At 38.1% G+C, this 25,133-nt stretch carries 22 protein-coding genes and 1 tRNA gene; 15 read left to right on the forward strand and 8 right to left on the reverse strand.

Features of this window, described 5'->3' with window-relative positions; genetic code table 11:
• Positions 1-45 precede the first annotated feature (45 nt).
• Positions 46-939 (reverse strand): glycoside hydrolase family 16 protein, encoded by an 894-nt coding sequence (locus KMW37_RS11150; RefSeq protein ID WP_215224702.1) that lies wholly within the window; start codon positions 937-939, stop codon positions 46-48.
• Between the two features lie 307 nt (positions 940-1,246).
• On the opposite strand from KMW37_RS11150, the gene KMW37_RS11155 reads away from it, so the two are divergent.
• The 9 genes from KMW37_RS11155 (at position 1,247) to KMW37_RS11195 (ending at position 6,190) form a co-directional block, all read left to right on the forward strand.
• A complete protein-coding gene (locus tag KMW37_RS11155) occupies positions 1,247-1,612 on the forward strand; it encodes a DUF1304 domain-containing protein (protein ID WP_215224703.1) in 366 nt (121 codons plus the stop codon).
• A 527-nt stretch (positions 1,613-2,139) separates the two neighbouring features.
• On the forward strand, positions 2,140-2,286 hold the full coding sequence (locus KMW37_RS11160; RefSeq protein WP_215224704.1) for a hypothetical protein: 147 nt from the start codon (positions 2,140-2,142) through the stop codon (positions 2,284-2,286).
• A gap of 34 nt (positions 2,287-2,320) precedes the next feature.
• A complete protein-coding gene (locus KMW37_RS11165; protein WP_215224705.1) occupies positions 2,321-2,851 on the forward strand; it encodes a sigma-70 family RNA polymerase sigma factor in 531 nt (176 codons plus the stop codon).
• Between the two features lie 627 nt (positions 2,852-3,478).
• Positions 3,479-3,859 carry a tetratricopeptide repeat protein gene (locus KMW37_RS11170; protein ID WP_215224706.1) on the forward strand — a complete coding sequence of 127 codons (381 nt, stop codon included), beginning with the start codon at positions 3,479-3,481 and terminating at the stop codon, positions 3,857-3,859.
• 410 nt (positions 3,860-4,269) lie between these two features.
• Complete coding sequence (locus tag KMW37_RS11175) at positions 4,270-4,593, forward strand: ArsR/SmtB family transcription factor (RefSeq protein ID WP_215224707.1); 324 nt, start codon at positions 4,270-4,272, stop codon at positions 4,591-4,593.
• Between the two features lie 6 nt (positions 4,594-4,599).
• The gene (locus KMW37_RS11180; RefSeq protein WP_215224855.1) at positions 4,600-5,064 is read left to right on the forward strand and encodes an SRPBCC domain-containing protein; all 465 of its coding nucleotides are present in this window, start codon (positions 4,600-4,602) and stop codon (positions 5,062-5,064) included.
• A 6-nt stretch (positions 5,065-5,070) separates the two neighbouring features.
• Entirely contained in the window at positions 5,071-5,475 is a 405-nt protein-coding gene (locus tag KMW37_RS11185; RefSeq protein ID WP_215224708.1) for a DoxX family protein, read from the forward strand.
• A 72-nt stretch (positions 5,476-5,547) separates the two neighbouring features.
• Positions 5,548-5,757, forward strand: a complete 210-nt coding sequence (locus KMW37_RS11190) for a hypothetical protein (RefSeq protein WP_215224709.1) — start codon at positions 5,548-5,550, stop codon at positions 5,755-5,757.
• 88 nt (positions 5,758-5,845) lie between these two features.
• Entirely contained in the window at positions 5,846-6,190 is a 345-nt protein-coding gene (locus tag KMW37_RS11195) for an MmcQ/YjbR family DNA-binding protein (RefSeq protein ID WP_215224710.1), read from the forward strand.
• 126 nt (positions 6,191-6,316) lie between these two features.
• Here KMW37_RS11195 and KMW37_RS11200 read toward each other — a convergent pair whose 3' ends face one another.
• Together KMW37_RS11200 and KMW37_RS11205 are read right to left on the reverse strand one after the other, a co-directional pair.
• Complete coding sequence (locus KMW37_RS11200; RefSeq protein ID WP_215224711.1) at positions 6,317-6,691, reverse strand: VOC family protein; 375 nt, start codon at positions 6,689-6,691, stop codon at positions 6,317-6,319.
• 62 nt (positions 6,692-6,753) lie between these two features.
• Positions 6,754-7,482, reverse strand: coding sequence for a hypothetical protein (locus KMW37_RS11205; RefSeq protein ID WP_215224712.1), 729 nt, complete (start codon positions 7,480-7,482; stop codon positions 6,754-6,756).
• Between the two features lie 865 nt (positions 7,483-8,347).
• On the opposite strand from KMW37_RS11205, the gene KMW37_RS11210 reads away from it, so the two are divergent.
• Positions 8,348-8,566, forward strand: a complete 219-nt coding sequence (locus tag KMW37_RS11210; RefSeq protein ID WP_215224713.1) for a hypothetical protein — start codon at positions 8,348-8,350, stop codon at positions 8,564-8,566.
• Here KMW37_RS11210 and KMW37_RS11215 read toward each other — a convergent pair.
• Together KMW37_RS11215 and purL are read right to left on the reverse strand one after the other, a co-directional pair.
• A tRNA-Gln gene (locus tag KMW37_RS11215) sits at positions 8,563-8,635 on the reverse strand. The two genes, KMW37_RS11210 and KMW37_RS11215, sit on opposite strands and share 4 nt — an antisense overlap.
• Before the next feature lie 161 nt (positions 8,636-8,796).
• A complete protein-coding gene (gene purL / locus KMW37_RS11220) occupies positions 8,797-12,483 on the reverse strand; it encodes a phosphoribosylformylglycinamidine synthase (protein ID WP_215224714.1) in 3,687 nt (1,228 codons plus the stop codon).
• A gap of 789 nt (positions 12,484-13,272) precedes the next feature.
• Between purL and KMW37_RS11225 the strand changes: the two genes are divergently transcribed.
• Genes KMW37_RS11225 through KMW37_RS11240 form a run of 4 tightly spaced genes read left to right on the forward strand, consistent with a single transcriptional unit; the run spans position 13,273 to position 19,804 of the window.
• Positions 13,273-13,878, forward strand: a complete 606-nt coding sequence (locus KMW37_RS11225) for a TetR/AcrR family transcriptional regulator (protein WP_215224715.1) — start codon at positions 13,273-13,275, stop codon at positions 13,876-13,878.
• Positions 13,879-13,881: 3 nt separating this feature from the next.
• Positions 13,882-15,237 carry a TolC family protein gene (locus KMW37_RS11230; RefSeq protein ID WP_215224716.1) on the forward strand — a complete coding sequence of 452 codons (1,356 nt, stop codon included), beginning with the start codon at positions 13,882-13,884 and terminating at the stop codon, positions 15,235-15,237.
• Positions 15,234-16,397, forward strand: a complete 1,164-nt coding sequence (locus KMW37_RS11235) for an efflux RND transporter periplasmic adaptor subunit (RefSeq protein WP_246581448.1) — start codon at positions 15,234-15,236, stop codon at positions 16,395-16,397. Before KMW37_RS11230 ends, KMW37_RS11235 begins: the two co-directional genes overlap by 4 nt.
• A gap of 2 nt (positions 16,398-16,399) precedes the next feature.
• A complete protein-coding gene (locus tag KMW37_RS11240; RefSeq protein ID WP_215224717.1) occupies positions 16,400-19,804 on the forward strand; it encodes an efflux RND transporter permease subunit in 3,405 nt (1,134 codons plus the stop codon).
• Positions 19,805-20,264: 460 nt separating this feature from the next.
• Here KMW37_RS11240 and KMW37_RS11245 read toward each other — a convergent pair whose 3' ends face one another.
• From KMW37_RS11245 to KMW37_RS11255, 3 genes are all read right to left on the reverse strand, one after another.
• Positions 20,265-20,687 carry an META domain-containing protein gene (locus KMW37_RS11245; protein ID WP_215224718.1) on the reverse strand — a complete coding sequence of 141 codons (423 nt, stop codon included), beginning with the start codon at positions 20,685-20,687 and terminating at the stop codon, positions 20,265-20,267.
• 349 nt (positions 20,688-21,036) lie between these two features.
• A complete protein-coding gene (locus KMW37_RS11250) occupies positions 21,037-22,902 on the reverse strand; it encodes a M1 family metallopeptidase (RefSeq protein ID WP_215224719.1) in 1,866 nt (621 codons plus the stop codon).
• A gap of 97 nt (positions 22,903-22,999) precedes the next feature.
• Positions 23,000-24,073, reverse strand: coding sequence for an endonuclease/exonuclease/phosphatase family protein (locus KMW37_RS11255; RefSeq protein WP_215224720.1), 1,074 nt, complete (start codon positions 24,071-24,073; stop codon positions 23,000-23,002).
• A 260-nt stretch (positions 24,074-24,333) separates the two neighbouring features.
• On the opposite strand from KMW37_RS11255, the gene KMW37_RS11260 reads away from it, so the two are divergent.
• On the forward strand, positions 24,334-24,909 hold the full coding sequence (locus KMW37_RS11260; RefSeq protein WP_215224721.1) for a DUF2911 domain-containing protein: 576 nt from the start codon (positions 24,334-24,336) through the stop codon (positions 24,907-24,909).
• Positions 24,910-25,133: the final 224 nt, after the last annotated feature.

Below are 25,133 nucleotides of genomic sequence, written 5' to 3' on the forward strand. Positions count from 1 at the left end.
ATGCATTTGGACTAAGTACACAGGTTCCCATGAAGTTGGTTTTATTTACTTCAATTTACTATTAAAAGGATCATAAGACATCCAGTCTACCTCCAATTCATAAGGGTGCAAGGGTTTTTCAATAGATAGTGGATTCGTTTCAACTGGCCAATCGGCGGTATGCCAAAAATTCATTCGGTACTGCGTTCGGTTTTGTGGTATGCCCCTATTGGATCCCTGATAATCCCACAATATTACCTTTTTACCGCTGTCGGGATGAATGATCCACCATCTGATTCGATCTTCAAACCAATCAAAACCGTAGGTGTAAAATGTAGATGAGGCATCAAATTTCGGTATGGCCATAATGGTTTCGGGCTGGTTTTGTTTACCGGTTAAAGGCTCACGTGTACCTGCATGACCCTTTCTAAAAGTCGTTTCATAGATTATTCCTTTGGAAAGATTGATGGTTCTGCCAATTCGTTTTAATTCACCGGATTGTCCTCCTGTCCAAGTACCTATATAAATTACAGTAGGGTCAGCAAGGAGCCATTCAAAGTCTATTTCACTAAGTCCGGCCAAACTGTCTTTATGGTAGGTGAAATATCCTACGACTGCTCCGACATTCGGCTGAATATTTCTCACTTTTGGAACTTTTAACCGCGCTGAATAAGTACCAAAATGTGTAAAGTCTTTTGAGATAATTTCAGGTCCACGTCCAGCACCTGCCTTATCCTCTGGATTTATTTTAAAGGAAAGAATTTTAGTGCCCGGCTCTGATGGAGAGTTCACACCTACCTCATATTTGAAACTGGCTTTGGTGCCGGTAGAACCGTAACTAAAGTAATTAAAATCAGCATCCTCAAAATTCTCAACAAATGAACGATGGTAATTATCAGGTTGGGCAACTGCGAACATGGGAATGAAAAATAATATAGACCATAAAATGTGTAGATTCATAGTTACAGCTATTTGATTTCAGTAATCAATATACAAAAAGAAGGGTAGGTTTGTTAAGGCCAGTTTGACGAATATGTGTTCTTTTCATCCTTTTTACAGGAAGGGGCAAAGAGAAGTTTGACATGTTAATACCCTTGGGATAAGCAAAGGATTAACTGTTTTTCAGCTTGGGTATTTTTGCTGTTTGATGCCTTCCGAAATTTAATGAGCTTAAAACCCAAATGAATCCATTATATTGGTAAGGTAAGCTTAAATGAAATAATGAGTTGAGGTTTGTAATATTACAGGATATTGATGAGGAGAGTATATGATAATAATTAGCAAAATACTAATAGCCTTGGTTGCCATTGAGCATTTATATATTTTATATATTGAAATGTTTGCATGGGAAACTAAAGGAAAAGCTACTTTTAGATCCATTCCACCAGAATTATTTAAACCAACCAAAATATTAGCTGCCAATCAAGGCCTTTACAATGGTTTTTTGTCAGCTGGATTAGTTTGGGCATTGCTTATCGAAAATGGTTTGTGGGCAAAAAATATTGCTTTATTTTTTCTTAGCTGCGTAATTATCGCTGCCATTTATGGGGCAGCTACAGCTAGTAAAAGTATATTTTTTAAGCAAGGTTTGCCTGCCATTATTGCCTTGATTTTTGTCTTATTAACTCCATAAATGAGCTAAAGAAATTGTTGATCTGAAGGCAGGTGTCCCTAATACATCTCCGCTCAGGGCAGACTAGAATCCACTCGGAATTGTTAGGACCAAGGATTAACCGAAAAACGTTAGCTTTAATGCTGAAACCGATGGTTACACTAAGGGATGTATACAATCTTTAATTGAATGAAAGAGGTCTTAGAACAAGTATTGATATCCTATGGTGAGTTGTCGAAAGACGATATAAACAGGGGGCGAGACTTTTATACCCCGGCTGGGTGAATGGATGAAGTTTGACACTTTACCCTTTTATTTTGAGGATTTGTAATTCCCATTTTGGTGAACGAATTATAATCTTCGGACCTGGCTGTACTAAAAGGGAGAAGTCATGGGAATGTCTTGGAGATGTCCGGTTTTATTTGGTGGTATTTCGAAAAGGTTTATTTCAACGTGAACAGGAAGTAACTAGATTATCAATATTTTCAAAGTATTCCAATTTTTTTTAAATTAAATAGTATCCTTTTTGAGCTCTTGGCGTCTACCTTATGAAACAAAAATTAAGAAGATTATGGATACTTGTAAATGCACCAATTGCGATTGCCAAAAATGTAACTGTGTCAATTGTTTGGAGAGCAATTGCCCTTGTGAAAAATGCGATTGTCAAAAATGTAGTTGTTGTCAATCCTAAGTGATAAGGCCTTTGGCTTTGTCTTAACTTATTTTACCATGGAAAAAACATCCCGTGCAATAGTTGATAGATTTGGCGAGCAACTCTATTTTTTTATCCTGAAAAAGGTAAAGAACAAGGATATCGCCAATGACATTTTCCAGAATACCATTTTAAAAATCCATGCCCATATTGATCAGGTAAAAGAGCCTGTGAAGATCAAGTCCTGGATTTTTCAAATTGCAAGAAATGGGACTATGGACCATTTTAGGGAACGTACATTTCTATCGGAAGAATATATGATGAACCTTTCAATTCCCCAAAGTCCATCCAATAAATTCTGCTGTTTTGACAGGTTTATAGAAGAACTGCCTGAAAATTATAGGGTATGCATAGAAAAGGTGTACTTGGACGGGATGAAACAACAAGAGGCAGCGGTTCGCTTAGGGATATCCCTGGCCAATTTGAAAGCCAGGGTCAGAAGGGCGAAAGGTATTATAAAGCAGCGGTTCAGGGAATGTTGTAAATACAGTTTGGACGAGAGAGGGATGTTGGTCGGAGAACCTGACTGTTCCTATTGTGCAGATTAAAAAGAAATGGACAAAATGATGCTACTTTGATTCCATGAGCATTGAAAAAAACGGGGCTGTCAATTGCACAATGACAGCCCCATTGTTCATATAATCAATTCCCTTATTATAGACCGAGCTTAATGCCTCCATTGATCCCCGACTAGGTAAAGAAAGTTTCTTCACCCTAATATCATGGGTATTTGTAATACCCATTTCCGGATTTTATAGTTGCAGCTAGGTTATTAGAATATAGAATATTTCCAAGAAATAATTTACCAGTAGGCAGGGTGCCCTCTAGGTATATGATAGAAAGGTATTAGGGGGAAGGAAAACCGCAGGAGGGGTTATAGTCAGGAGTATTGCGTCTTGAGATGGAAGGATATGAAACACAGAGGGCGCGGAGTTCTCTAAGAAAGCAAATAGGAATGGGGTAATATTGACTTTTGAAGATGAGGATTGCGCTGGAAGATGGATGAAAGTGGCTGAGCCGGAGACTCAACTACAGGCGGTCCTGCAGCTAAGCTGGCAGGACAACAGGCTCGCAATGAATTGTGGGGGTATTTTATATGCTTTGGGGATTGTTTAGTTTTAAAAGAGATAGATGTGCAATGTTAATAGGCTCGTTAACTGCCATTTGAAATAAAAATGAAAGAACAATTCAAGAGAGAGTTTTTACCTAAAGAAATCTTGCTCAAATTGGCCAGTGATTTTGGTGCTGAACAATTTGAACAAAAAATAAATTTAATCAAGGATTATACACTCACCATTAAATCATCTTTTGACAGTCGGGTCTTTAAAACCAGATATAACAATGAAATCGGATTTGTTTATTGGCAGGCTGAACAATATGAATCAGCAATTAAATTTTTTAGAAGGGCTATTAAAAACAAGCTTGTCAATGTGTTTGTACCCATCATTGATACTACTTTATTGGTTGTAAAATCCCTAGAGCGGTTTAAGAGATGTTCTATGCTGTCCCCCAAAAAAGAAACAACTGATTACTCAAAGAGCAAAGACGGGAAATAACTGTCCACTTTTGCATTGTTTTTTTATGAACTGTATGAATGATTACTTTAAACCATTAGGATTTGTATTTCTGTATATTTTAAATCAATTCACACCTTGTTTGTCCAATGCTCGTTGGTATCCCTTAAGTATTTTGAGTCCCGTTTTATTGTTTGCGATGACATGATTTGGGGCATTCAGATAAATATCCTTTGTATCTACTCAATAATGGCCAATAAAATTGTATAGTTGAATTTGGGAAATGTGAATTTTTACTCTGAGGATCATAAAAATGTGATGTTTTAGAATAATCAGGGAAGTCAAGTCGTGATTATATTCCCCCAAATTTAAGTGGCTTAAATATTGATTTTTTTAAATAAACTTGCGCAACTAAATAGTTGCGCATATATTAGCAGTTAAGTAACTGCATAATGAAACTTAGAAGAGACGTATTCCAGGCCATAGCTGACCCTACAAGAAGAGCAATCATTTCTTTGGTTGCTCTACAGGCATTAACTCCAAATGCCATTGCTGAAAACTTTGACTATTCAAGGCAAACCATTTCTAAGCATATTCAAATTCTTGCTGAATGTGAGCTATTGGAACATGAACAGAAAGGGAGGGAAATATACTATCAGTTAAACCCTAGGGGGATGAAGCAAATAGCTGATTTTATCGAACCTTTTAGAAAAATGTGGGATGATCGTTTTAATAGTCTGGAGGCTGTAATGAAGAAACACCAATCAAAAAAATAGTAGATGATGGAACAAAAAACCAAAATTATAGCCCTGGAGGGCAAGCAAGAATTAACGATTACAAGAGAATTTGACCTTCCTGTTGATTTACTTTATAAAGCCTATACAGAAGCGGAGTTTGTAGCAGAGTGGATGGGTACTAAAGTCACAAAACTGGAAAATAACAATCATGGGAGTTACCAATTTGAAACTATTCATGATGGAAAAGTAGTGTTTAAAACCAATGGCACTATACATAAAGTTGTGCCCAATCTAGAAATAGTAAGAACCTTTGAAATGGAGAATATGTCCATTGGGGTACAATTGGAGTTCTTGAATTTTGAAAGCATTGGCAAGAACAAAAGTCAACTTACTATCCAAATCATCTACAAATCAGAGAAACATCGAGCAGAACAATTGAAAATGCCATTTGCCTATGGCTTAAATATGGCTCATGGCAGGCTCCAAGAAGTTTTATCCAAATTAAATTAAACAGCAATGACAAAAAGAAACAAAATTATCTATTGGGTGGCCACGGTATGGCTATCATTAGGGATGCTTTCAACCGGAATCGTCCAGTTAATAAACATGAAGGAAGAAGTAGCTACTATGAATATATTGGGGTACCCTACCTATTTGTTGACTATTCTAGGAATATGGAAAATTTTAGGTGTTTTAGCTATACTAACTCCTAAATTTCCACTTTTAAAGGAATGGGCTTATGCAGGTTTTTTCTTTGTAATGACGGGCGCAATAGTTTCTCATTTAGCCGTTGGGGATGAAATGGTGACTTTTTTTGGTCCCACTTTACTTGTAGTCCTGACAATTGTCTCTTGGTATTATAGACCAGCCAATAGAAAATCACATAAAAACAACGATGAAGGATTTTTTGCTGCGAATTGATGATAAGTTAATCTAGAATTTACTGGCTTATCAAGGTGTTTTTCTAAAGTTTATGGACAAGAGAAGGCGCTTTTGGAAGCGGAAAAACTGAAATTATATGGGTACAACCAGTATCATGAATTAATGGGATATTTATATGCCCAATCAAACACTTTTAAGGCAATTGAGCATTATGAAAACGCCGTTAAGCTCACTAAATTCAAAACAGGAAAGAGGACTTTGACAAAGGAAGTCAAACGTTTAATTGGTAAAATGCAAAATGATGCCGAGAAAAATGAGTAGTTTAAATGGGCTAAAAAAAGCAGTAATTACTTTATTGGAAAACTGATTTTTTGAGCTTCAATGAATATAATCTTTGTGAGTAGAGCCTATGGCAAATTTTGGAACTTTAGAAAGAATAGCTTTGGCATTTCCTGAGGTTACTTTAGAGCCTCATTTTGAGAAAATATCATTTCGAATAAAGAAGAAGATATTCGCTACTTATGATGAAAGGAATCATAGAGTTACGGTAAAATTATCGAAAGTTGATCAGGATGATTTTTCTTCACTAAGTTCAAGTATTTGTCAAGTAGACAGTAAATGGGGAAAACAAGGTTGGACATTAGTTGAACTGTGTGAAATTAGTGAAGAATTGCTGTCAGAAGTATTAAGAAAAGCATACCGAGAAGTAGCACCAAAAAAGCTTTCGGAATCAGTGCAAAAGAATGGAAAATGAATGGGAATTGACGGTATTATGTGAACAAGACCTGGACAATATTTGGCCTAATCTTGTTCACGGTAGTTTGAGCAGTTTAGACACATAAGCCGAAATCTAACCCTTCGATTTATATGTGTAGCTTCTTTAATTGATATCCCTTTCCTGTAAATTAAATACGGTTCCGGCGGGATCTTGAATCCAATGCATATTGTTTGGGAGTTCTTCAAGTTCGTCACATGTTTCCACACCATTTGCTTGCAAATAGTCGGTAGCTTCTTCTATGCCAGGAACCGTAAGTTGTAGCCAGGTTTCTGAGTGGGTATAGTTGTCGACGCAATCCAGCCAAATGGTATTATTGCCAAATTTTACCTCATGAGTTTTTGATACTGTTGGGTTGCTAATCGGTTTTTCTTCCACTTCCAGCTTCAGAATATCCCTGTAAAAAGTAACCGTCTTTTCATATTTGCTTTTTGGGATTTTTATTGCAATGTTAATTCCAGCTTCAAATTTCGCATCCATGATTGTCGTTTATTTTGAGTAATTATTGCTTTAGGTTGATTGCCTGTGTTTTAAAAATCAGTTTACAATTTCAGGGTTGAAAACGGGGCATCGGTAAACTTACCGCTAGCATCACCAGGGTTGGGCTTCGAAGCATTGGTGTTAATGCCACTAAGTTCAAAATGCCCTGATACCAGTCCTTCGATAATACCGTCTTCGTCTTTGGTGATGGACAGTTTTGTAATTGTCAGCGTGCCGCTTTTTGTATGAATGTCATTGTCCATACCTGCACCTGAATTAAGACCTCCCTTTGGCTCTGTTCCTCCAATCAATCCCGTTCCGACCCCTTTACATCCACCGGGATTGTCCAAGCAATCCATGTCTTCCGCAAATAATGCGATATGCACCAGGTTAAAGGTTTTTGGGGCCTCATCCAATGTTATATCCTGATCCGTGTAAAGAGTGAAGTCAGCAGTTGTTGACTGTGTATCTGGACCATCCAAGCTCATACTAATGGCGACACTGTACATTCCATCCTTATCTAGTGAAAGTTGATGTAGTGAAAAATAAACCTGCTCGGAAGGCCATTCATTGCGCTGACCACGAAAAGTAAGTTCGTAGCTTCCATAAGCTTCCTCTTCATAATCCCCATAATCCCCATAATCCTCTTCATCATAATCCTCCTCGATATAGTCTTCATCAATATATGCCTCTTCTGAATTTTCTTTTTGGTTTGAGGAGCAGGCGCTTATTCCGATGACCATTAGAAAAGCCCAGGCAATTGTTGAAATTATAGATTTTACATTATTCATTTTTATAGTTTTGTTTAGTTTACATCGAGAAAATTATTCGTCCCACATTCTGAGGATAATACATATCAGTTTGGTAGATAATAAATACATTTCTGATTCCATTTGTCGGTGAGTGATTTTCTGCCCCAATTTTACACTTCCTTGTCATTTAGAAATCTGCCCATTCATAATGAATCATTAACTACAAATACCAGTATTTCATTAGACCTGCTAAATCTTATATTATTAAACTTTCCATACTAAAAGTCTTCAAGCTTATTTTCCTTTCTGGAGTCAGGCAGAAAAATAAGTAGTCTGTTAAATTTGGGCTAAGCCATTACCTAATGATCATTTCCTTTCACCGTATATGGAATTAAGAAGGATTTTAATCCAAAATGAATTTTCAATCACTAGACGAAAAATCGATTAGAAAAATTACATGTTTTGCAAAATTAAATTTATTTATAATAAAACTATCATTAAATAAGGCTTATTTTAGTTATAAAATATCATAAAAAATAAATAAAATTCCTGTAAGATGAATTCGATTTTACTTATTTGAGTAAGTTGCTTAGGAGTAAAATGAATGTTTTCCCAAGTGATATGGTAGCTAAAAGGAAGGGGTAGCGAGAACATACAGCGAAAGTCCAATTTTTGTTTGATGGTTGCTCTTTATGTTCTTTTATTCAGTGTTAAGGTATTTTTTTATAGCCATCATGAATCATGTCACAATTTAGCTTTCGGGCTGCTGAAGCGGCCAAGAGTTTCCGGCACAAACACAGGTATTCCTGCTTTGCCCTCAATTATCCCGTTGCCACTTGGTCTTGATTGCCCTCAAGTTGTATTATGTACCATAATTAATTTCTAAGCATTAAATCGAAATATTATGGATATCAAGAACAGAAATATTGATACTGCTGATTTGGGAATTAAAAGAAAGATAATTGGTTCGATCTTCTCCGAAAATATCGTCTTTGACGGTAAGCAACATCGAATCGCTCCGGTGAACGAATTCTTTCGAGCTATCTATCAGATTAACAGTATGATAGCCTATAAAAAAAATAAGTCCAAAGTCGAAAAAATCAACTTTGGACCGAGTTGTTGACCCACTAGGGCTCGAACCTAGACTCTTCTGAACCAAAATCAGACGTGTTGCCAGTTACACCATGGGTCAGTAATTTGTTTGTTTAAGACCTCGTTTGCCTTAATTGTGGTACAAATGTAGGGGCTTTTTTCTTTAATGCAAACCCCCTTTAAAACTTTTTTAAAGACTTTTTTGTAAGTCCCTTGATTTCAGTAGAAAAACTTTACAAGGGACTTACAGGGTCTTTTAGCTTATTGATGTGAGGCAACCCAGTTTTTGGCATTGACAAATGCCTCAACCCATGGGCTGATTTCTTCAGCTTTTCTGTTGGCAGGATAATTTGGCCAGTTCCAAGGGAACAGGGCACGCTCAATATGTGGCATGATGGCTAAATGCCTTCCGTCTTGAGAAGCCAAGCCTGCTACTGCATAGTCAGAACCATTTGGATTTCCTGGATAGGCTTCATAGCTATAAGTCATACCAATATTATAAGCTTCTTTTTCCTTAGGTAATGAGAACTTACCTTCTCCATGGGCTACCCATACACCTAATCTTTGTCCTGCAAGGGAACCGAACATTACGGTATTGTTTTCAGGTATGTCTACATTCACAAAAGAAGACTCGAATTTATGGCTTTCATTGTGGAGCATTTTAGGTTTTACATCATGCTGGCGATTGATCAATCCCAATTCTACCATCAGCTGGCAACCATTACAAACTCCTAAGCTTAGGGTGTCAGGACGTGCATAGAAATTGTCCAATGCAGTCTTGGCCTTTTCATTATAAAGGAATGCTCCAGCCCAGCCTTTTGCTGAACCAAGAACATCAGAGTTAGAGAATCCACCCACAAAAACGATCATATTGACATCTTCAAGGTTTTCTCTGCCTGAGATCAAATCTGTCATATGAACATCTTTGACATCAAACCCTGCTAGCCATAAAGAGTAAGCCATTTCACGGTCTCCATTTACCCCTTTTTCACGGATAATGGCAGCCTTAATGCCTGAGTATCCTTTTCTGTATGGATTAAGCTTAAAGGCGTCAAATGAGCCTTCCCAATCTTTAGCAAAAGAGAAGGAAAGTGCTTGGTTTTTATAATTGTCAAAGCGGTCTTTGGCTAATTTGACCCCACTTTGTTTTTGATCTAATAGGAATGAAGATTTGAACCAGGTGTCTCTGTGTTCAGCAACATCCAAGATTAGGTCAATACCTTCTAGCTCTACTTTGCCATCAAGGGTAACAGTGGCAATATTTTTAAAGCTGATTCCTGCCGCTTCCAATTGCTGTGATACCTTAGCATGGTCTTTCACCTGAAGGACAACACCAGGATTTTCACTGAATAGTGCTTTTATCAAGTCTTTTTCTTCCAATTGCTCTGGCTGAACTTTCAATCCGCATTTTGTAGTAGGGAAGGCCATTTCCAATAGCACGGTAATCAAACCACCTGAAGAAATATCATGTCCTGCAAGGATATCACCTTTTTCGATCAATTGCTGAATAGCTGCAAAGGCTTTGGCAAAATAGGCACTGTCTTTTACAGTAGGAGGAGTATTGCCCACTTTATTAACTACCTGAGCAAAGCTACTACCGCCTAGTTGAGCGCTGTCTTTGGAGAAGTCAATGTAGATCAATTTACTGCCCTCTACAGGCTTTAAATCTGGGGTAACCGTTTTACGGATATCAGAACATTCTCCAACACTGGAGATGATTACAGTACCTGGAGAATATACCGTCTTTCCATCAGGATATTTCTGGGTCATGGAAAGTGAATCTTTACCAGTTGGGATGTTAATGCCCAAGTCGATGGCAAAATCACTTACTGCTTCTACTGCTCTATAAAGACGATCGTTCTCTCCTTCATTTTTGGCAGGCCACATCCAGTTGGCACTTAAGGAAACACCGCTCAATCCATCTTCAATTGGCGCCCAGATCAAATTGGTCAATGCCTCAGCAATAGCTAATTTTGAACCGGCTTCAGGATTGGCCAAAGCCGCTACAGGAGCATGCCCAATAGAAGTGGCGATACCTTTGGTTCCTGTATAGTCCATGGCCATTACAGCCACGTTGTTCAATGGAACCTGGATTTCTCCAGTGGTTTGCTGTGTAGCTACTCGTCCGGTTACAGATCTGTCTACTTTATTCGTCAACCAGTCTTTACAAGCGACAGCTTCCAATTGAAGTACTTCTTTAATGTATTTTCCAAGCTCAGCATTTTGATATACAGGCTCAGAGAAATTGCTGACACTTTTCTTATCGGTAAGAATAGTTTTTGGAGAACTTCCAAACATATGGGAAAGGTTCCAGTCAACTGGCTTCTCACCGGTTTTCATATTTTCAAACTTGAAGTGCATGTCTCCAGTAGTCTCGCCAACTACATAGAATGGGGCACGTTCACGTTCTGAGATTTTCTGTAAGGTATCTACATCCTTTTCCCCAATCACCAATCCCATTCTTTCCTGGGATTCATTTCCAATAATTTCCTTGGCAGATAGGGTAGGATCACCGACTGGTAATTTGTCTATATTAATGGTTCCTCCAGTTTCTTCTACCAATTCAGATAGACAGTTAAGGTGACCACCTGCTCCATGATCATGTATGGAAATAATAGGATTATGGTCATTTTCTGCCATGGCACGGATGACATTGGCTACTCTTTTTTGCATTTCTGGGTTAGAACGCTGGATCGCATTCAATTCGATGGAATTACTGAACTCTCCGGTGTTTACTGAAGAAACTGCGCTACCACCCATTCCGATACGGTAGTTGTCCCCCCCCATGATGACTACTTTGTCACCTTTTACTGGGGTGTTTTTAAGGCTGTAATTCTCTCTGGTAAATCCAATACCACCTGCCAACATGATCACTTTGTCAAAGCCATATTGCTTGTCGGCTTCTTCATGTTCAAAGGTCAGTACACTACCAGAGATCAATGGTTGGCCAAACTTATTACCGAAATCACTGGCTCCATTTGAAGCTTTTATCAGGATATCCATTGGTGTTTGGTACAACCAATTTCTCTCTTTTAGGTCTTTTTCCCAGCTTCTTCCAGCTTCACTCCTTGAATAAGAGGTCATATACACGGCCGTTCCTGCCAATGGAATGGAGGCCGTTCCACCTGCCAGCCTATCCCTGATTTCTCCACCAGAACCAGTGGCTGCGCCATTGAAAGGCTCTACAGTGGTAGGGAAATTATGGGTTTCAGCTTTTAGTGAAAGTACAGTGTCAATGGTTTCGGGCTGGAAGAAATCCGCCTTGTCCTGAGACTTTGGAGCGAACTGCTGCGCTTTAGGCCCTTTGACAAAAGCCACATTGTCCTTATAAGCCGAAACGATTTTATTAGGATGCTTAACGGAGGTTTTTTTGATCAATTGGAAAAGCGTATTTTCTTTTTCTTTTCCATCAATAATAAAAGTACCGTTGAAGATTTTATGTCTACAGTGTTCTGAGTTTACTTGGCTGAAACCAAATACCTCACTGTCTGTTAAAGGTCGGTTTAAGCTTTTGCTTACTCCTTCTAAGTATTCGATTTCCTCCTCACTAAGGGCAAGACCTTCCTTTTCATTATAAGATTTAATATCAGTAATGGATATTACTTTCTGAGGTTGAAGGTCGATGGTGAAGATGTGCTGATCAAGGCCATCATAACTGGCTTGTAGCATTGGGTCAATGCTGCTGTTCTCACCTTGAAGTGTGAATTCTTCAATTCTGATAATGCCCTGAATACCCATATTGGTAGCAATTTCTACTGCATTGGTAGACCAAGGGGTAATCATTTCTTTTCGAGGGCCCGCATATTTGCCTTCCACCTTTTCCTGACTTAGCTGTTGAGCTTCTCCAAATAGCCAGGAGAGCTTTTCAAGGTCAGTAGGAGCAACAGGTTGGTTGGCTTCTAAAGCGTAAATGGTATTCTTTTGAGGGGATTGGAAAAAGAGAATCATGTCCGTGTTTATTGGATGACCATAAATTAAGGAGCAAAGGTACACAAATGCTCGAAAAGAATAAATTAAATTTTATTTGGGAACAGTTTTTTTATTACCAAGGAAATAATTAGCTGTTTGGAATTTAGCTGCTCGTATAAAACACAATTATAAATTGATTTAATGGGGCTCTTTTTGAATGTATTAATAATAACAATTTGGCAGTTTCTTAAAAAAACACTCGTTAAAGTGTGAGGCTTTAGGTCGGTAAATAATAGGATCTGATTATCCGTTATGATGCCAGTAACCATAAATCCTTTGCTCAAGTGGTCGGAAGACTGAAGTAATTGATACTTTCATCAAAAGGATCGTTTCGATTCCTTTTTAACATTTACTGGTGCAATTGCGGATATACATATAATAGGATTAATTTTTGGGGTTTTAGTTATGTTGAAATAACTCAATTTATAATTAAGCGAATGGATAATATCAAAAAAATAACATCGAATAATTATAGTTTGGAGCTTGGGTTTTTTAATTTTGCCATGTCATTTGGTAGAAAGTGATGTATTGATCTGAGATTATTAGTGAATTTCAGAATTCCTTGCTCGATTTTGAACAGGTTTTGTTCGGTAATAATACACTTTGAGATCTAGTTTTTTTCTTATGTAGTTGAAAGTCAGTGTTTAATGAGTGAAGTAAGGTTTTTGTTAAGAAAGTTCTTGCCTTCAAAATTAAAACTCTGGAAACTTTGATCTTTCTTAAAGTTTCCAGAGTTTTGCATGGAATTAATAAAAAAGCCAGTTTGACTTGGAGACTAGAGATAAAATAATTGATGTAGCGAATGAACAGTTTATCCATTTAGGGGTAAGGTATGTGACCATGGATGATATTGCCCGAGCAGCAGGCGTATCAAAGAAGACTATATATCAAGAGTTTGATGATAAAGGACGCTTGGTTTATGAGTCTTTTAAGAGAAGTATGGATAGGGATAAGGCTTTTTTCGAGGACCTTCATAAAGAGGCAAGTTGTCCAATCGAGCATTTTGTCCTTGTATCCAAATATATCAGAACAAGGTTTTCCAAAATTAATCCATTGGTTTTTGGTGAAGTACAGCGGTATTATCCAGAGTCCTGGAGGCTGTTTCAGGATTTTAAGAATAACTGTGCTGTTAGAACCATCACGGAAGTGATTAACAATGGTAAAGAAAGAGGGTATTTCAGGAGTGAAATCAATGCAGATATACTAGCAATGATTAGGATGGATCAGATTTCCGGCATTTTTGATCCTAGCAGATTTTCTCCTTCGGAATATAATATTTTAGATGTACAAATGGCGGTAATGGACCATTTTATCCATGGTATACTTACCGATAAAGGACGGGAATTATTCTATAAAATAAATAATCAGGATTAACTCATGAGTAATAAAATCAGCATATCCCTTTTGGGAGCAATAATGACCTTGTTTCTAACAGGGAAAACTTTTGCACAAGAAGTCCTGGAGTTCTCCTTGGATGAAAGCATCCAGTATGCCTTGGAGAATAATGCAAATTCTAAGAATGCACTTTTAGGAACTTATGCGGCAAAGGCTTCAGTAGGTGAGAGGATTGCAGAAGGATTTCCTCAGATAAATGGCTCGATGGATTTTACCAAAAACATTTCGATTCCTGTGATGTTTTTACCCAATGAAGGTCCATTTGAGGATCCAGATAATCCTGCAGATGTAGTACCAGTTCAATTTGGTGTAAATTATCAAAGTGGGATTGCATTGAGGGTCGACCAGATGATTTTTGATGGATCTTATTTTGTAGGCTTAAAGGCTGCTAGAACTGTTAGGGAACTGAGTGAATATGATAAAGAGAAGACAGAGAATGATGTAATAGAATCGGTGAAAAAGGCCTACTTCACTGTTCTTGTAAACAAAGAGAGAAAGACTTTGGTAGAAGCCAATAAAGCAAGGATAGATACTTTGCTGAGGGATACCAAGGCGCTTTATGAAGAGGGCTTCGCGGAAAAACTCGATGTAACCAGAATCCAAGTTCAGCTGAACAATATAGAGACCCAGCTGGATAAGATCAATGCTTCTACAGAAATCAGTAAGCAGTTGCTGAAGATTCAAATGGGATTGCCTCTGGATACAGAGGTGGTGATTTCTGAAACCCTTCAGGAACTTAATCGTCCTCAGGAGATTCAAGGACTTTTGAATAATAATGGTTACAGAAGGGTAGAAGTTGATCAGCTACGGACCAACTGGGAATTGACACAGCTGGACTTAAAGAACAATACGGTTCAGTATCTGCCAACCCTCAATGCCAATTTAACTTATCAGAGGAATGGAGCTGGCCAGCACTTTAATACTGTTTGGGACAGCAACAATTGGTATACAGGTGCATTTCTGGGCTTTAGTTTGAACGTGCCAATTTTCGATGGATTGGCCAAAAGCAAAAGGATCCAGCAAAACAGGATCCAGCTAGAGCAAATAGAAAATCAAATGGTGATGTTGGAGGATAATATTGAAGTGGAGCGTTTTCAGGCAAGAACTACGCTTCGAAATAATCTGAAAACTCTTGAAGTACAAAGAGAGAATATGGAACTGGCCCTTGAGGTTTATAATATCACCAAGATAAAATATTCCGAAGGTGTCGGATCCAATTTAGAAGTGGTACAAGCTGATTCCGATTTGAAAGAAGCGGAAACCAATTATTATAGTGCGCTTTATGATGCACTGATTGCAAAAGTTGATTTAGAAAAAGCATTAGGAATTTTAAGATGAAAAAATACTATTACCTAAATAAAGATATGAAGACCTTTTCCAAATTATTATTGTCAGCAATGACATTACTTGCTTTTTCCTGTGGGGAACAGGAAATGGATCTTGCAGCAAAGAAAGCACAACTTGCTGAATTAAAGACCGCATATCAAGACCTAAAGGGGAAGATAAAGAATCTTGAGCTGGAAATAGCAGAGGAAGATACTGCATTTGCAAAAAGTAATAGGAAATCTATTTTGGTAACGACTACCAGTTCTCAAAACGAAGATTTTGAACATTTTGTAGAGGTTACAGGATCTGTTCTTTCCAAGAAAAATGTGAACATCAGTGCTGAGGTTTCTGGAAGAATCCAGGAAATTCCGGTAACCGAAGGCATGAGAGTTAAGAAAGGTGATGTATTAATGACGGTAGATGATGAATCTATCGAAAACAGTATAGCTGAGCTGGAAAAGCAATTGGAGCTGGCAACTATTTTATATGAAAAACAAAAGCGTCTTTGGGATAAGGAAATAGGTACTGAAGTACAATACCTGGAAAGCAAAAACAGGAAGGAAACCTTGGAGAAAAACCTAACTTCCCTTAAGACGCAGAAAAGCAAAGCAACTGTGACGGCACCATATACCGGAACAGTAGAGTCCTTGATGGTTCGTTTGGGAGAATTGGTTCAGCCCGGAATGCCTATGATCAACTTTGTTGGTGAAAGCGATCTGTATATTGAAGGTGAAATTTCAGAAGCCTATGTAGGCGTTTTGGATAAAGGTGATTCAGTAGAGGTTTATTTTCCTTCTTTAGATAGGGGGTACGCCAGTAAGGTGACCGCTATTGGAGCGATCATCAACCCGAATAACAGAACTTTTAAGGTAGAAGTAAATCTTCCAAAAGCAGACCATGTGAAGCCAAACATGGTGGCTGTGCTTAAAATCAAGGATTATGAGAGGAAGTCTGCTGTAACTGTTCCTACCAATCTTATTCAACGTGATAACAAGGGAGAATATGTTTATGTGGTGAATCAGGGAGAGGCTGACAAAAAGTATATAGATAAAGGTAAATCCTTCGGTAGGAAGACTGAGGTCATTGACGGACTTTCAGGAGGCGAGGCTTTGGTGGACAAAGGCTTCAGAGAAGTATCAATAGGTTCTAAATTAGAAATTGTTGAAGAATAATTATGTCAGATCAACAAGGAAATAAAAAGAAAGTTGTCAGGGAATTTGGTTTGTCCTCCAGCTCGGTGGACAATAAGACCAGTGTGATCATCCTAGCCCTGATCATTACTTTTATGGGCTTGAATGCCTATAATACTATGCCTAAGGAAAGTTTTCCTGAGATTGTTATCCCTACTGTGTACGTGGGGACCAGCTATCCAGGGAACTCACCTGTGGATATGGAAAACTTGATCACAAGGCCCATAGAAAAGGAATTAAAGTCCCTAAAGGATGTCAAGAAGATCAATTCCACATCGATTCAGGATTATTCGACCATTATTATTGAATTCAATCCGAATGTAGATATTTCGCGGGCCCTGCAAGATGTAAAGGATGCGGTGGATAAGTCCAAGAGTGAACTTCCAACAGATTTGGATCAAGATCCGAATATTTTTGAGATGGACTTTTCGGAGATGCCTATCATGTTTGTAAACCTTTCTGGGAATTATTCCCAAGAGGAGCTTAAAAATTATGGTGAGTACCTGGAAGATGAAATAGAAGGTTTGCCGGAGATTTCTAAGGCAGATTTGACGGGAACGATTGATCGTGAAATCAGGGTAGATGCGGACCTCTATAAAATGGAGGCCATGAAGGTCAGCTTCAGTGATATTTCTGATGCCATATCTTCTGAAAACGTAACTATTTCAGGTGGTAATATTCTGAGTGGAGATTTTAGAAGAGCCCTAAGGATCACAGGGGAATTTGCTGATCCTTCGGAGCTGAACAATATCATTGTAAAAAGTGAAGGGGGCAATATTGTTTATCTTAAAGATGTCGCAAGTGTTCGTGACACTTATAAGGAGAGAGAAAGTTATGCAAGGGCTTCAAAGCTTCCGGTAGTAACCATTAATGTGGTGAAGAGGGGAGGGGAAAACCTTTTGGATGCCAGTGATAAAATCAAGGAAATTATAGAAAAGGCAAAGGCCAATCGCTTCCCTTCAGACCTGAAAGTCAGCATTACCAATGACCAATCCAAGGTGACCAGAAGTATGGTTTCCAACTTGGAAAACAGTATTATTTCAGGTGTGATCCTGGTAGTAGTGGTTTTGATGTTTTTCCTAGGCTTTAGGAATGCACTCTTTGTGGGGATCGCCATACCGCTTTCCATGTTCATATCCTTTATGATCTTGAATGCTTTTGGTGTAACCCTAAACATGATGGTATTGTTCTCCATGATCCTTGCTTTGGGTATGTTGGTTGATAATGGTATTGTGGTAGTGGAGAATATATACAGGTTGATGCAGGAAGGAAAATCGCCTATTGTGGCAGCCAAAGAAGGGGTTGGAGAAGTGGCTTGGCCAATTATTACTTCAACTGCAACCACTGTGGCAGCCTTCGTTCCATTGGCCTTCTGGCAAGGAATCATGGGTGAGTTTATGAAATACTTGCCGATTACATTGATCATTGTATTGTCGTCTTCATTATTTGTGGGCTTGGTGATCAATCCAGTGGTGACATCTATGTTCATGAAAATTCAAGATTTGGAGAGGATCAAGCCGAAGAAGAAATCTTTTGCCATTGCGGGAGCGTTAATGACCATTGCCGTGATATGCTATTTGACAGGGGTTTATATAGTGGCCAATGTTATGGTATTGGCAACCATTATCACTTTGATGAATGCCTTGTTTATGAAAAATGCCATCAGGTGGTTCCAGGTAGTTTTCTTGGTGAAGTTGGAAGAGCTTTATGAAGCAACTTTGAAATATGCCTTGGGCGGTAAAAAACCATATTTGTTCTTTTTTGGGATGTTTGGTGTTTTGGTTTTCTCTTTGGTCTTGTTAGCGGTAAGGGCTCCGAAAGTAGAGTTTTTCCCAAGCAGTGATCCAAATTATGTCAATATCTTCATTGAGTATCCAATAGGAACAGATATAGAGGCTACCAATAGTTTTAGTAAGAAAGTGGAGAGTGAGATCTTAGAATTGATTGAACCACATAAGGATATAGTTGAGGCCTTTATTGCTCAGGTGGGTGAAGGTACCAGTGATCCTTCAGAAGGACCAAGCATGGGCGTGACGCCTCATAAGGCGATGCTGACAGTGAGTTTTGTGGAATACCAATATAGAAATGGTAAAAACACCTCAGACATTATGCAGGATCTCCGTGAAGCCATGGCAAAATATCCAGGTGTTCAGATTACCGTAGATAAAGAACAAAACGGGCCTCCTGTAGGTAAGCCTATTAATATTGAGGTAAGTGGAGAGAACTATGAAAGTCTTGTAAGTGAGGTGGAAAAAATTAGAGGTTTTATCAATGCATCGGGTATCCGTGGTATTGAGGAACTTAAAATGGATTTGGAAACAGGCAAGCCAGAGTTGATCGTAAATATTGATAGGGACAAGGCCAGAAGATTTGGTCTGTCTACCTATACCATTGCCAATGAATTGCGTACAGCCTTGTTTGGCCTGGAGGTTTCTAAATACAAAGAAGGTGAGGATGATTATCCAATTGAATTAAGGTTGTCAGATGAGTTCCGCTATGACGTTGATGCCTTGATCAATAAGAAAATCTACTTTATGGATAAGTTCGGTAATAAGAAACAAATTCCAATTACCTCAGTGGCCAATTTGGAATATAGTTCTACCTATGGTTCTGTGAAGCGTAAGGATTTGGATAAAGTGATTACCATTTATTCCAATGTGGAAGAAGGCTATAACGCTAACGAAATCAATGAAAGCATCAGGACTTTGTTAGCAGATTATGAATTACCAGATGATATAGATATTAAGTTTACAGGTGAGCAGGAAGAGCAGGCAAAATCAATGGCCTTTTTGATGAATGCCATGATCATTGCTGTAGCCGCGATATTCTTGATCATTGTAGCACAGTTTAACTCCTTGATGACGCCATTTATTATTATGTGTTCTGTTTTATTGAGTACCATTGGGGTATTCTTGGGACTTTCCATTTTCAATATGGATTTCGTAGTGATCATGACCGGTATTGGGATTATTTCTCTGGCTGGGGTAGTGGTGAACAATGCTATTGTGTTGATTGACTATACCAATTTGGTTAGGAAAAGAAAAAGAGCAGAATTACAGCTAAGTGAAGATGAACATTTACCGTATTCTGAGGTAGTAGGCAGTATTGTAGAAGGTGGTAAAACCCGTTTGAGGCCAGTGTTATTAACTGCCATTACGACCATTCTGGGCTTGATTCCAATGGCTATTGGGATGAACATTAACTTCTTCTCATTGCTGTCGTCATTTGATCCGCAGTTTTATGTAGGAGGGGATAATGCAGATTTTTGGGGTCCGATGGCATGGACTGTAATATTTGGGTTAACCTTTGCTACCTTTTTAACGTTAGTAATAGTACCTGTCATGTATTTATTGGCAGATAAGATCAATATAGCTATTCGCAAAAAATAGTTTATGTAGATTTATTTAAAGGTTGGTGGTTTTTTAAGTGTTAAAACCTCTGGGGCGTTGTCCCAGAGGTTTTTATTTTTCACTTATTTAGGTACAAAATCTGGCAATAAGTAGATTATCGGTAAGGAAAATAATGAATCAAGGAGTAGTTCTATGGGCAATTGATATTTGCTATGAATTTTGGATAGTTTATACAAGAAATAGGCAATGTTCCTCACTTCTCTGGACTAGCTTCTAATTAGACTTTTATTGCTTTGTTTTATGCGTTAGTATAATCAGTGCAATACCACTTGAAGCCCAGTCTTAATTTTTAACATATCAGGGCACAGCCCGTAGTATCACATTCCATAATTTTTCTTTATGTAGCTATTCAATTGACTTTTGCTTTAATCTGATAGCTGGCTATTTGATACCAGGTACTATGTCTCAGACCTCAAATTTTCCACATGATCGAAAGCAACTAATCTTCGAGTTTTTTATACTTCACCGAACAACCTTCAATACATACACTAGTCTTGGGGTTTAAGATCATATAATCTTTTTCAAAAATTACGGTATAGGTAAAAGGATTAATTTGATTTTCACCGAGATCTTCACAGGCATAGGTGAAGGTAAGTTCATCGGCAGTTAAAGTATAGGAGCCAGAATTGCAGGTGAAAGCCTCTGTTGCAGAAAAGCTGCCATCATTTTTAAAGGAAATGCTATGTCTATGTCCATTTTCTATTTCTTCAGTAATCGGCGGTCCGCCATAACTGTAAGTGTGTTCAACCGCTTCCCAAGTTCCTGGAAGTCCTTGAGGATTTTTCTGATATGAACTTTCTCCCCCAATAATATTACAGCTGAAGAAAGTGAATGCTAGCAGAATAAAGTATACGAGTTTCATAATTATCTAAGTTAAAAAGTTTGAAGTCAGTTTTCGTCTAGACGAGAAGATAGCTTATAATGAGACACCAATGTCATTGAGCCAAGTCGGATAAAAAACTAAAGGACAGATTTGATATGAAAATATATCAATGTTTAGCAATTCAATTTGTAGGAGAAAAAGTTGATTTCTTTCCTGGATGGAGATAAAAATGTTTGATGAAAAGAGATAAAAAAGAGGCTGTCTCAAATTTTGCCAATTCGACTTTAGGAGAAATCTCAAGATTTACTTTTGCTGTAAATCAATTTTTGAGATTCTTCCTTATGTCAGAATGACACAATAAACAGACAAATGAGACAGCCCCATTTTTTCATTGTATTTCTTCCGTCGAATTTTCGATAATGAATTTATTGTTTTCCCGATTGATGTCTGCCATCCTTTGGCTCGGGTCAATCTCTATACTTTTGATATCGCTAATGTCTTTTTCAAGGACCACTTCCGTAGTGATATTGGTCCATGGCCATCTTTGAGTTTTGATTCTTTTTGGCATTCCCGCTTCTTCGGGCTTGCTTCCCCTTTGGATGACCAAAGGTAGGTAAACCATTTCCTGAGAACCATTTTGATAAGTGATTACCAAGTCAACAGGCATTGGCATTAAACCATTTCTTTGAAGAGTAATTTGGGTATTCTTTCCAGCCTCTTCCACTGAGGTAATCGCATAATCGATGGTTTTTGTGCTGTTTACCCAGTACTCTTTATACCAGTCCAGTTCGAGTCCGCTTTGTTTTTCCATTACCCGAACGACATCATTTGTCTTTGGGTGCTTAAATTTCCACTGATTAAAATAGTTCAGCATGCCTTTATCACGATTCTCCTCACCGATGATATAACCCAATTGGACCAGGAATACGGCTCCTTTGGAATAGGCGGCAGATCCATATGCATAATTGCTGTGGTAATGATCCGCATGGGTGGTCATAGGTTCTTCTTTTCCTGATTTGGCCAATCTTTCATAACCAGCATAAGAACCTCTTTGAGGGAATTCAGAAGGAGTTTCTGAGAAAATATTGGCCATGGTCTCATTGGTGGCAAAAGTAGTGAAACCTTCATCCATCCATGGATAAAGCGCTTCATTGGAACCCAATACTCCTTGAAACCAACTGTGGGCCATTTCGTGAATCATTACGCCTACCAAGCTAGGTAAGGTTCTTTCACCAGTAATTAAAGTGGACATAGGATATTCCATGCCACCATCACCACCTTGGATCACTGAAAACTGCTGATAAGGATACTGGCCAAAGTGCTCACTAAGGTATTCCATGGACTTTGGTGTGTATTCCTTTAGTTTTTCCCAATTCTCAGCTGTTTTTCCATTTTTGATATATAAATGGTGAATGGTAATTCCATTATCCGTCAGAATTTTGTCGTGGGTGAATTTAGGATCTGCTGCCCACATGAAGTCGTGAACTTGTGGGGCTTTGAAATGCCATGTTAGATTTTTTCCTCTAGGCTGCTTTACTTTTTGACCTTTATCCTCATAGCCATAACCAATTTCATCTGGATTTTGCAAATAACCTGTTCCACCAAGTATGTAAGATTTGTCGATGGTGATTTTAACATCAAAGTCACCCCATATTCCATAAAACTCTCTCCCAATATATGGGTTGGCATGCCAACCTTGGTCATCGTAATTGGCCATTTTAGGATACCACTGGGACATGGAATAGCGGACACCTTCTTTATTGTCCCTGCCTGATCTTCTGATTTGTAAAGGCACTTGTCCTTTGAAATCCATTTCAAAGTTTACGGTGGTATTTGGGAGGATAGGCTCATCAAGTTTTACTTCCAGAATGGTACCTACATGTTCAAAATCCAATTTTTTGCCATCCATTTTTAGAGAATTGACCTTTAGGTAGCCTATCTCGTCTGGACTTAGTTTAGAAATTCTATCTTTTACCCTTCCATCAGGATCTTCGATGGTTCTGGATCTAATGTCCATCATGGAATTGGGCTGGAATGCATTATAGTATAGGTGATAGAAAACCTTATGAAGGGTGTCGGGTGAATTATTAGTGTATTCAAGGTTTTGCTGTCCCTCGTACTGGTTTTTTTCGACGTCCATTTCGACGTCCATTTCATATTTTACGGCTTGTTGCCATCGGCTGGTTTGGGCATTTGCCTCCAATAAGGAAAGGCAGCAGCTTCCTACCAAAGCAGTTAACAAAAATAATCTCATAGTTATAAATTTTTCCAAAAGTAAAATAAAAACTAGGAAAGACCTAAACCGCTTATCAAAGCTTTAAGAAAGGGAGTATGTTGATCCGTTCAAGGGATTATTCAGTGATTTCGCTGGTGTTTGGGTTGATTAGGGGCACCCTACTGAAGGTCGCTTTAATAGGGTAGTGGTCTGAATAATCAACTTCCTGTAGCGTGTTGAATTGTATTGGGGTGAGTGATTTAGAATAAAAGATGTTATCGATTCTGAGAAAAAATAAAACCCTGTTAAAGGTGAAACCAAACCCTCTCCCTACAGATTCGAAAGAATTTTCTAAAATGGATCTAAGGGTAAAATAGGTATAACTATAGGGGACATCATTAAAATCTCCCATTAAAATAACAGGGTAAGGACTTAGACTGATATGCTCTTTCAAAACATTGACTTGGGAGGCCCTGCTGACCATCCCCTTATTGAGTCTCCTCCAGGTTTCTTTGTAATTTTCCTTTATACCATCAATATTGTCCAGTTGATCAGCAGGTATGCTCATTGATTCCAAATGAACATTGTAAACCCGGATAGTATCTTTGTCTATTTTGAGGTCAACAAACATCGCCCCGTTATTTCTTTTATTATCGAATATTTTTCCCTCATTAATGATGGGATATTTGGAGAATATGGCGAGACCAAAAAACCTTTTTCCAGTCCTTCCGTCCACAGATTGGGTGGAATAGTGGTATTTCCCCTCATTACTGATCATTTTAAGTGCATTTCTGGCTGGAGTTGTATGATCTTGGAAGAATTCCTGGAAGCCCATGATATCAACATCCTGCTCTCTGATCCAGTTATATATGTTTGAGGTAGCCTTTGGATCATTGGCTTTGTACTTTTCATAAGTGAACATGTGGGCATTATAGCTCATAACAGTAATCCCTTCACCAGATTCGTTTTTTTCATTCATTTGAAAAGTGACGCCAAAAAACTTCCAACCAAGTAAAATAGCAATGAGCGGTAGAATAAATGTTTTTTTCTTGCTCAAGACCAATATCACCAGAAGGATAATATTCAGTAGAAGGACTAAAGGGATCAATACAGGTACAAGCCCTGCATAAGGCAACACTTCAGGTGAAATATTGACTCCGAAAAAGAGAATGATAGATACTGAAAAAAACAGAAATACCAGATAGCGCATAGCGTAAAGACACGTAAATGTTAGCGAAAATAGGAGATGATTAAGGGAATAACAAACATTTTAGCGCATGTATAAGCAATTTTGGTGCAAGTTTTTTTCGGTTTGTTCAATTGGGGAGGCTGTTTTGAACAAAGACTTTTTGAAATTTTGTTGATGAGAGAGAGTATATTAATTATTTGGGCAAAGTGAAATCTTTTTGGGATTAGGATAAGAATTTGAAAAAATGTTTAAATTCGTTTAAAATCAACGATAACTAATATATGAAAAAGTCTAATACTTTATTTTTAACGCTGTTTGCATTGGTTAGTGTCTTTTTGGTCAGTTGTGGAGCTAAGGAGGATAATAAAGAGTCGGATGGTCTTGATGGCGTAGAGGAAATGGCAATGGAAGAGGAAGAAAGGGCAAGTCCTTTGAAAAAGGATGAAGGCATGATAGGGGATAAAAAGATAAGTATTCAATATGGTGCTCCATCTGTCAAAGGCCGAGTGATTTGGGGGGATTTGGAAGCATATGGAGAAGTTTGGAGAACTGGAGCAAATGAAGCTACATATATTGAACTTCCTGAAGATGTAGTAGTGGAGGGACAGCCATTGGCCGCGGGAAAATATTCTTTGTTTACCATACCACAAAAAGAAGGGGATTGGACGGTGATTTTCAATTCAGAGTGGAATTTGGAACATGGCCATTATCAATACAAAGAGGAAAAAGATATTTTGCGGGTGCAGGTTAGTCCACAGTGGCTTGAAGAAAACCAGGAGCAGTTAAAAATTACAGTAGAAGAACCTGGATTAGTAGTAAGATGGGAGAAATTATTATTACCAATTGAGATAAAATGAAAATATGGAAATTAGATTTCAAGCCTTAAGTCATGGACTTAGGGCTTTTTTAATGCGCTAATATTTCAATTTTATCAGCTGATTTGATGGAATACTGCAAAAAAGAAGATTATATTAGAATTGTTAGTGATATATTAAAACCTAATAATTTGTAATGTGGAATATTACTATAATTCAATATTGTTTTCCCTTATTGATCTTTCCTACTTTTTCCATTGATGAAA

Origin of the sequence: Echinicola shivajiensis (assembly GCF_018642165.1) — a bacterium.
GTDB classification, from domain to species: domain Bacteria; phylum Bacteroidota; class Bacteroidia; order Cytophagales; family Cyclobacteriaceae; genus Echinicola; species Echinicola shivajiensis.